This is a genomic window from Synechococcus sp. 60AY4M2, assembly GCF_002760375.1.
In the GTDB taxonomy this organism is placed as follows: Bacteria; Cyanobacteriota; Cyanobacteriia; order Thermostichales; family Thermostichaceae; genus Thermostichus.
In genome coordinates this window covers 374,507-382,804 of sequence record NZ_AUMZ01000001.1, presented here as the reverse complement: position 1 = coordinate 382,804, position 8,298 = coordinate 374,507, and the positions used below count along the sequence as shown (strand labels likewise).

The following is an 8,298-nucleotide window of genomic DNA, read 5'->3' as shown; positions in this document are numbered from 1 at the left end:
CCAAGCCACCTATCCGTCCAGTGGCGCCCGCAGGGTTTGCACGCCCCGGGGCGACCAGGTTACTGCTCCAACGCGCTCGGCAATGTAGAGGGGCCGCTGCTTTTGCCGAAACCAGGTGGTCACTGCCTCGCCAACAGGGCCGGAGCTGATGCCCGCCTGCACCTGAAAGCGCTCCAGCAAGTCCAGGATCAGCGATCCCCCATCCCACCACAGCCAGTCGATCTGGGCCGGCAGCAAGGGGGATCCGGTCAGCTCCGCCTGGACAGGGGGGCCGGCGGATCCCAAGAGCAGCCAGCGGGATCCCTCGGCCTCCAAGGTCAACACCAAGGGGTTGGTGTGGACGGCCTGCAGCTTCAGCCGCTCCGAGAAGGGGATCCGGTCGGCAGGCCGCAAGACTTGATAGGGGATCCCGGCAGCTTGCACGGCGCTAAGAGAGCGCAGGTAGCTGTCCGAGGCGGCATTGACGCCGCCCCCGTCCCAGAACTGCCCGATGGAGAAAGCTGAAAGCAGGATCTCCCAGCCCCCATTGGCCGAGCCGGCAGAGGTCATGGCCACCGCCCCCTCCAGACGGCGCAGGCCCTGCTGCCGCAAAAAGGGCAACACGGTGCGCTCGGCCAGGCGGGGATCGCCGCTGTTGAGCAAGAGGTGGCGTCCTTCGGCTTGGATGGCCAGGACGGGGAGGCGGCCACTGGCCAAAGCGGTGATCTCGACCGGCGGCCCCGGCCACAGCCTTGGCCCCAAGAGGATGGCGGCCATTATCAGAGCAGTGCCCTGCCAGCGCAAAGCCCGCCGCCAGCGGGGCCAAAAGGTCAAAGCCACCAGCGCCCCGTAGAGAAGTAGACACTGGAGCAGCGAGACCCTGCCGGTGTAGTAGGAGCTCAGGGGCCAGCTGGCCATCCAGCCCACCCAGTTGATCAAAGGCGTGATCAAAAACGTCAAGGGCCGGGCCAGCAGGGATCCCAGCCCCGGCCAGAGCAAGGCCACAAAAGCCACCCCAAACCCCGCCACCAGCAGGGGCACCAAGAGAAGCAGCAGCAGCGGGTTGGCCAGCAGCGAGTAGGTGGGGATGCGGCCAAAGATGGCCACCTGCAGCGGCAGCGTCCAGATCTGGGCGGCCAGCGGAACGGCCAGAGCCGTGGCCACCGCCGGCGGCAAAAAGTCCAGCCGGGATCCAATCGGCCCTGCCCCCACCAGCAGGCCCAGGGTGGCGGCAAAGCTGAGCTGAAACCCCAGATCGGTAATCCACAGCGGCTGGTAGATCAACAGCAAAACCGCCGCCACCAGCAGCGTCCCCAGGGGGTTAAGCCTAACTTTTCCTTCCAGTCTTGGCTCCGTCAACACCAGCATGGCCGCTGCCCCCATCACCGCCGCCCGCAGCACCGAAGGGGTAAAGCCCGTCAAGGCCAGGTAAATCCCCAAGACCGCCAGGAGGATCCCCTGCTGCAGGCGTACCGCCAGCCGCCGCGTTAGGACAAACACCACCCCCACCAGCAGCGACACGTGAAACCCAGAGGCCGCTAGCGCATGGGCCAGGCCAACTTCTCGAAAGGCATCCTGCAAATCAAAATCCAACTGGGCAGCCCGGGATCCCAGCACCAAGGAAGCCAAGAGGTTCCCCTGCCGCTCCCCCAGCCCGGCAATGAACGCCTCCCGCACCCGCCGCCGCAGCACCCAACCTCCCCAGCCCCTTCCCCCCGGCTGGGGGATCACCTCGCGGGCGATGAAGCCGGCAAAAGCCCCCTGCCGCTGCAGATAGGCCTGAAAGTCAAAGCTGCCCAGGTTTAAGGCGAGACTGGGAAGGTAGAGGGATCCCGTCAGGCGCACCCGCTGGTTGGGATGGAGATCCTGGCTTGGGAGAGCCTCAGGGCTGGCAGTGACGTAGAGCTTGCCGCTTACCTGGCGGGCCGTTTGGTTGGCCTCCAGCACCTGCTCCGCCTCCAGCCAAAATTGCCGCCGCTCGCTGCGGGTGGGGCGGGGCTCCGAAAGAACGGTGCCCACCAGGCTCATCTGCCGCTGCGGGGCCAGAAGGCTGATATCCGTCGGGCCGGGAACCGGCTGCCGCCAGCCCAGGTAGGCCCAGGCCAGACACCCCACCAGCCCCATCGCCAGCCAGGTGCGGGCCAAGCGCGGTCGTCGCCGGTACAGCAGCGATCCCGCCAATCCCAAAGCCAGCGGGATCCCCCAGCCCCAGCCGCTCGCCGCCGGCCAGGCCCGCAGCAACAGGCCCAGGATCCAGCCCAGCCCCAGCAGATAGGTTCTCTCCATCCCTCTTCAGCGCTTTTGCCCCCACTGTACTCTCGCGCTCAGGCGGGATCCATGGCGTTGTCTTAACCTTGACCGGTTGCCGACCCCGCAAGACAGAGGCAAACTGCATCCGGCCTAGGGCTGGCGCTCGCCACCAGCCGCATGCTCCCGCCAGATGGGCAACGCACCCTCCAGATCCTTCCTCTTGCAAGTTTAAGAATTGGGAAAGATGGCCCACTGGCTCTTGACGGCGATATCCTAGGGTTTAAGCTACCGAGAGGCGAGGCGGATCGGCCCGCCTCTGGTCAAAGGAGTGAGCGTCTAGCTCAAGGGATCCGCCGCTCTTAAGGAAGCTTAAGCGTTTCTAAAAATGCTCAAAAGGGGCGGACAGAACGTTAGGGATCCCAGAGAATCTTGGCAGGGTCGTTAGGGTGATAGTGGGCTTTGCGAGGTGGGGAAACCGCACATGGACAGCGCTTTGCTGCAAGCAGCTCGCCAGATCTATCAATACCATTTGCAGTATCGACCGGAGGTGCTGGAGCAGCCGCCGCGGGGCGTGGTCATCCATCGCCGTACCCTGCGAGGGGATCTGATCTTTTCTGAGTTTCCCATCCTGCTGCCCCAAGAAACTTTCATTCCGCTGCAGCAGTTGGAGCCGCTCCGCTGAGGCCCTTCTGCCCAAGCCGAGCCTAGGCGCCTACGATAGCAGAGCAAGCCTCTTTTTCTCCCTGTGGACGGCTGCGATGGTGGACTTCCTTGCCAGCACCTGGGAGCTGCGCCTGTTGGTCTGGGTGCTGGTGTTGGTGCTGGGGGCCTGTGTGGGCAGCTTTCTCAATGTGGTGGTCTATCGCCTGCCGCAAGGTCTTTCTCTGCTCCATCCCGGCTCCCATTGTCCCCACTGCAAGACGCCCCTGGGCCCGATGGAGAACATCCCCATTCTGGGCTGGTTCCTGCTGCGGGGCCGCTGCCGCCACTGCGGGGCGCAGATTAGCTGGCGCTACCCTGCCGTTGAAGCCTTGACCATGGGGCTGTTCGGCCTCAGCATCGCCATCTTGGGATTTTCTCCCCGCGGGCTCCTCACCTGTGTCTTGTTGGGCTGGCTGCTGGCGCTGGCCCTGGTTGACCTGGATACGTTTTGGCTGCCGGAGTCGCTCACCCGCTCCGGCCTGCTGGCGGGGCTGCTGGCCCGCCTGGCGCTGCCCTGGCTGGAAGGGTCGGGATCCCTGGCCGCCATGGGCTGGTCACTGGTGGCCGGGATCGCGGGCGCCGTGCTGGGCATCTGGCTGTTGGAAGGCATTGGCTTTGTCGCCCGTTGGGTTTTGCGGCGGGAGGCCATGGGCGGAGGAGATGGTAAGCTGCTGGCCCTGATCGGCATGTGGCTGGGCTGGCAAGGGGTGTTGGTGGCCCTCATCTTGGGCTCTGGGCTTGGTTTGCTGGGCAGCCTGCTGGCCATGGCCGGGGGAAGGGCCCGCCTGGGCAAACCCATCCCCTTCGGCCCCTACTTGGCTCTAGGCGGCGCCGTGGCCGCCTTGGCGGGATCCCCCCTGATCGAGGCCTACCTACGCTGGTCGGGGTTGCTGGGGTAGAACTCCCTCACCCCTCTTCCAGTGGCAACGGCAACGATCGGCAGGGATCCCTTTTGGCCTCTACTCCACCCCCTCGATCCGGTCTTCCACTTCTTGGTACAGCTCCTGCAGGCGCTCGATGTTGGCCTGGGAAGTCTGCCAGTAGCCACGCCCGTGCACCTCCAGCAGGGTGCCGACGATGCGCCGGAAGGAGTGGGGGTTGAGGTTCATCAGGCGCTGCCGCATCGCCTCGTCCTTGATGAAGGTCTCGTTGGTTTCCTCGTAGATCCAGTTGTCCACCGCTCCCGCCGTGGCCGACCAGCCGGAGGTATTCACCAGCCGCTTGGCGATCTCCCGCACCCCTTCGTAGCCGTGCTTGAGCATGCCCTCGTACCACTTGGGGTTGAGCAGCTTGGTGCGAGCATCGAGGCGGATCGTCTCGCTCAGGGTGCGGATCTGGGCGCTGGGCGTGGTGGTATCCGCCATGTAGGCCGAGGGGGCCTTGCCGTCCGGGCGCAGGCTCTGCACCAGCTTGGTGGGATCCGCATCGAAGTAGTGGCTGACATCCGTCAGGCTGATCTCCGACGAATCCAGATTCTGGAAGGTCACGTCCACCGTCTTCAGGCTGGCCTCAAACAGCTGCCGCATCTGCTGGTTGGGCAGATTGGATCCGAAGGCAAAGGACTTACGCGAGAGGTACATCTCCCGCAGCTCGCTCTCGTCCTCCCAGGAGCTGTTTTCCACCGCCAGGTTGATGTTGGCCGAGTAGGAGCCAGAAGCGTTGGAAAAGACCCGCGTTGCCGCCTGCTCCAGCGTCAGCCCCAGCTCCTTGGCCTGCTGCAGAGCGTGCTTGCGCACATAGTTCAGCTCCAGCGGCTCATCGGCCAGGGCCGCCAGCTTTACCGCCCGGTCGAGGAGGGCCATTTGGTTGACAAAGAGATCCCGGAACACGCCGGAGCAGTTGACCACCACGTCAATGCGGGGCCGCCCCAGCTCCTCCAAGGGGATCAGCTCCACCTTGTTCACCCGCCCCAGGGCATCCGGCTGGGGACGCACCCCCAGCAAACACAGCACCTGCGCCAGCGACTCGCCGTAGGTCTTGATGTTGTCCGTGCCCCAGAGCACCACCGAGATGGTTTCCGGGTACCTGCCGCCGTTGGCGCTCAGCTCGCGGGCCAGCAGCCGCTCCACCACCATCTCCGCCGACTTAATGGCCGCTGCCGTGGGGATAGACTGGGGATCCAAGGCGTGGATGTTGCGCCCCGTCGGCAACACAGCGGGGTTGCGGATGGGATCCCCGCCCGGCCCCGGCAGGATGTACTCCCCTTCCAAAGCGCGAAGCAGGGATCCCAGCTCATAATCGGCCGTGATTTGCTTGAGGCACTCTTCCAAAAACTCAAACAAAGGCTTGAGCAGCTCCGCCTCCACCTGCGGATAGCCCGCCTCCTTGAGGGCCACCAGCCAGGGCGCCTGCCGCCCCATGTTGAAGAAATTGAGCTTGGCCACCCGCGAGACCCGCCCCTGGGCGTCGGTTTGCTCCTGCACCAGGGCCGCCACCGCCTTGTGGCAGGCCTTGTTGATGCGATCCAGCAGCTCCGTATCCGCCAGGTGCCCTTGATCCCGGTTGCGGTAGAGCTCGTCGATGTCTCGGCCCAGGCTCTGGGCGAGGATGCGCGGCAGGCCGAGGATCCCTTCTTCCGGGCGGTCGATGCTGGCGATGCTCACCAGGGTAGCGATGGCCTCCTCCGCCGTGGGGGGCGCCCCGATCACATGCAGGCCACAGGGCAACAGCCGCGACTCGATCTCCATCAGCTTGGCGTAGAGCTTGCCCACCACCGTGTCCCGCTCTTCCAGGGTGAGCTGGGCCGCATCCACCTGGGGCAGCTCCACATCCTTGTCCAGGTTGACCAGGCGCGCCTTGTCGCAGATGGCATTGACAATCTGAATGCCGCGTCCTCCTTCCCGCAGGCTTTGGTAAGAGCCGATCAACTCCCGCAGCTCCTGCAGCCCCTTGTAGAGGCCGGCGTTTTCTGCCGGCGGCGTCAGGTAGCTGATGGTGCAAGCATAGCCGCGCCGCTTGGCGATGGTGGCCTCGCTGGGGTTGTTGGCGGCGTAGTAGTACAAGTTGGGCAGGGATCCGATCAAATTGTCCGGGTAGCACTCGCCCGACATGCCGATCTGCTTGCCCGGCATGAACTCCAAAGAGCCATGGGTGCCAAAGTGGATGACCACGTCGGCCTTCCAAACCTTTTCCAGGTAGGTGTAGTAGGCGGCAAAGCCGTGGTGGGGGCTGGCCGATCTCGAAAAGAGCAGCCGCATGGGATCCCCTTCGTAGCCAAAGGTGGGCTGCACCCCGATGAACAGGTTGCCAAAGTGTTTGCCGTAAATCAGCAGATTTTGCCCATCGGTATTCAGGTGCCCCGGCGCCGGCCCCCAGTATTTCTCAATGGCTTTGACATAGGGCGTCAGGGCCTCATATTCCCGCACCGACAGCTTGGCCGCCACGTTCAGCTCCGGGCTGGCGTACTGGGCCTGGGGATCGTGCAGGATGGACTCCATCAGCTCCTGCGGCGTTTTGGGCAGCTCTGGCCCCAGGTCATAGCCGTTGTGGGCCAGCGCCTGCATCACCCGGTGGATGGAGGCAAACACATCCAGGTAGGCCGCTGTCCCCACATTGCCCTTGTCCGGCGGAAAGCTGAAAACGGTGATGGCGATCTTCTTCTCCAGCTTGGGCTTGCGCCGCAGATTGGCCCACTTGATGGCCCGCGCCGCAATCAACTCAATCCGATCCTGCAGGGCATGGGCCTTGCCGGTGACGGCGTCCCGCCCTGAGAGGATGATGGGATCGATGGCCCCATCCAGTTCGGGAATGGCAATTTGCAGCGCCACCTGCACCGGGTGCAGCCCCAGGTCGCTATTGGCCCATTCCTCTGTCGATTGAAACACCAAGGGCAGTGCCACCATGTAGGGACGATTGAGCCGTTGCAGCGCCTCCACGGCTTTGGGGTGATCCTGCCGCGCCGGCCCGCCCACCAGGGCAAACCCGGTTAGCGACACCACCACATCCACAATTGGCGCCGTCTTCTGCTCGTTCCAGAAAAACTCGTTCACCGGCTTGGAAAAGTCCAAGCCGCCGGCAAACACCGGCACCACCCGCGCCCCGCGCGACTCCAGCTCCTGCACCATGGCCACGTAGTGGGCATCGTCCCCCGTCACCAGGTGGGTGCGCTGCAGCACCAGACCCACGCAGGGGGCCAAGGGATCCTTCACCTCCTCTGGCAGATCCTCGCGGGCGTTGTACCAATCCCAATACTCCGCCAGGCTGGCAAACATCTGCGGCGCCAGCGGGTGCCAAATGCCCATTTCCAGATAGGTGACCGGCTCGGCAAACTTGACCTGATCCCGCATCCCCGGCAGGTAGCGATCCGCCAGCATCAGCAAAAAGTTCTCCAGGTTCTCGCGGGATCCGCCCAGCCAGTACTGGAAGCTAAGCATGAAGTTGCGGGCATCCTGGGCCTTGTCAAAGGGCAGGTACTTCAGCACCTTGGGCAGCGTCTGCAACAGCTTCAGCATCCCCTCCTGGAAGTTGGATCCCTGCTGGCGCTTGCGCATGAACTGGGCAATGGCGCTCTTGGACTGGCCCAGTTGCGCCATAGAAAAGGATCCCAGCTTATTCAGGCGCATCACCTCCGGCATGGAGGGGAACACCACCACCGCATCCAACCGCTCCCGCAGGGGTTCTACCGCCTGCACCACCTTCTGGGCGATGTCCTCAATAAAGATCAGGGAGCCAATAAAAACATTGGCCGTCTCCAGATCCCGCCGGAAAGCCTCATACCCCGAGGGATCCCGCAGCTCCTCCACCAAGTAGCCAGACAGCTCCACCGCCAGCTTGGGGTTGCGGGCGTTGATGCGCTGCACCGCTGCTGTCAGAGCACTCTGATACTGCGGCTCCAACACCACGTACACCACCTTCATCAGTCGGCGCCCCCCTAGCTCGTCAGGGGCCACGTGGCGGGTGATGGGCTTAACCAGAGTAAACATGCGGTCGCTCTCCCTTGTGCAATGCAAAAAAGCAAGTGGGCCGGGAATGGGCATTCTTCCCTAGCACCTGTTTCCCGTTCTACCAGAGAACCGGATCCCTGCCGGGGGCATGACGCCAGTCTCGTAACAATTCGCAATAATTGCAAAGGGGGCTCTTCTCTTGAGGAGATCTCAAGGATCCAGACCTGGAAGGGCCCAGAGCGGCTCTCCTACACAAAAGGATAGTTTGGTAGCCCCGCACTTGAGTGCGGGGCGGAAAAGCCCGCTAGCCACTTTAGTGGCTTACCCATGATGGGGGTCGTTGATATAGTTTCATAGCTCAAACAACCTCTTCCTGACTTCTCCTACCAAGACCTCTTTCCTTCTCTTTGGCCAAAAAATAAGATGAACAACCGCCCGCCCACAACATGACCGCGGCGATTGTACCGTTGACTTTCCTCTCGCA

4 protein-coding genes and 1 pseudogene are annotated in these 8,298 nt (G+C 63.6%); 2 read left to right on the top strand and 3 right to left on the bottom strand.

The window, feature by feature from the left end; all coding sequences use genetic code 11:
- Window positions 1-9: 9 nt before the first annotated feature.
- On the bottom strand, window positions 10-2,265 hold the full coding sequence (locus SYN60AY4M2_RS01665; RefSeq protein ID WP_099812158.1) for a ComEC/Rec2 family competence protein: 2,256 nt from the start codon (window positions 2,263-2,265) through the stop codon (window positions 10-12).
- 445 nt (window positions 2,266-2,710) lie between these two features.
- Between SYN60AY4M2_RS01665 and SYN60AY4M2_RS01660 the strand changes: the two genes are divergently transcribed.
- Both SYN60AY4M2_RS01660 and SYN60AY4M2_RS01655 read left to right on the top strand, forming a co-directional pair.
- A complete protein-coding gene (locus SYN60AY4M2_RS01660; RefSeq protein WP_041438278.1) occupies window positions 2,711-2,911 on the top strand; it encodes a hypothetical protein in 201 nt (66 codons plus the stop codon).
- A 76-nt stretch (window positions 2,912-2,987) separates the two neighbouring features.
- Complete coding sequence (locus SYN60AY4M2_RS01655) at window positions 2,988-3,830, top strand: A24 family peptidase (protein ID WP_011430174.1); 843 nt, start codon at window positions 2,988-2,990, stop codon at window positions 3,828-3,830.
- Between the two features lie 60 nt (window positions 3,831-3,890).
- Here the strand turns inward: SYN60AY4M2_RS01655 and SYN60AY4M2_RS01650 are convergent, their stop codons facing one another.
- Window positions 3,891-7,853, bottom strand: a complete 3,963-nt coding sequence (locus SYN60AY4M2_RS01650; protein ID WP_099812157.1) for a magnesium chelatase subunit H — start codon at window positions 7,851-7,853, stop codon at window positions 3,891-3,893.
- 315 nt (window positions 7,854-8,168) lie between these two features.
- Window positions 8,169-8,298: pseudogene (locus tag SYN60AY4M2_RS01645) on the bottom strand (IS200/IS605 family transposase); the annotation flags it as partial.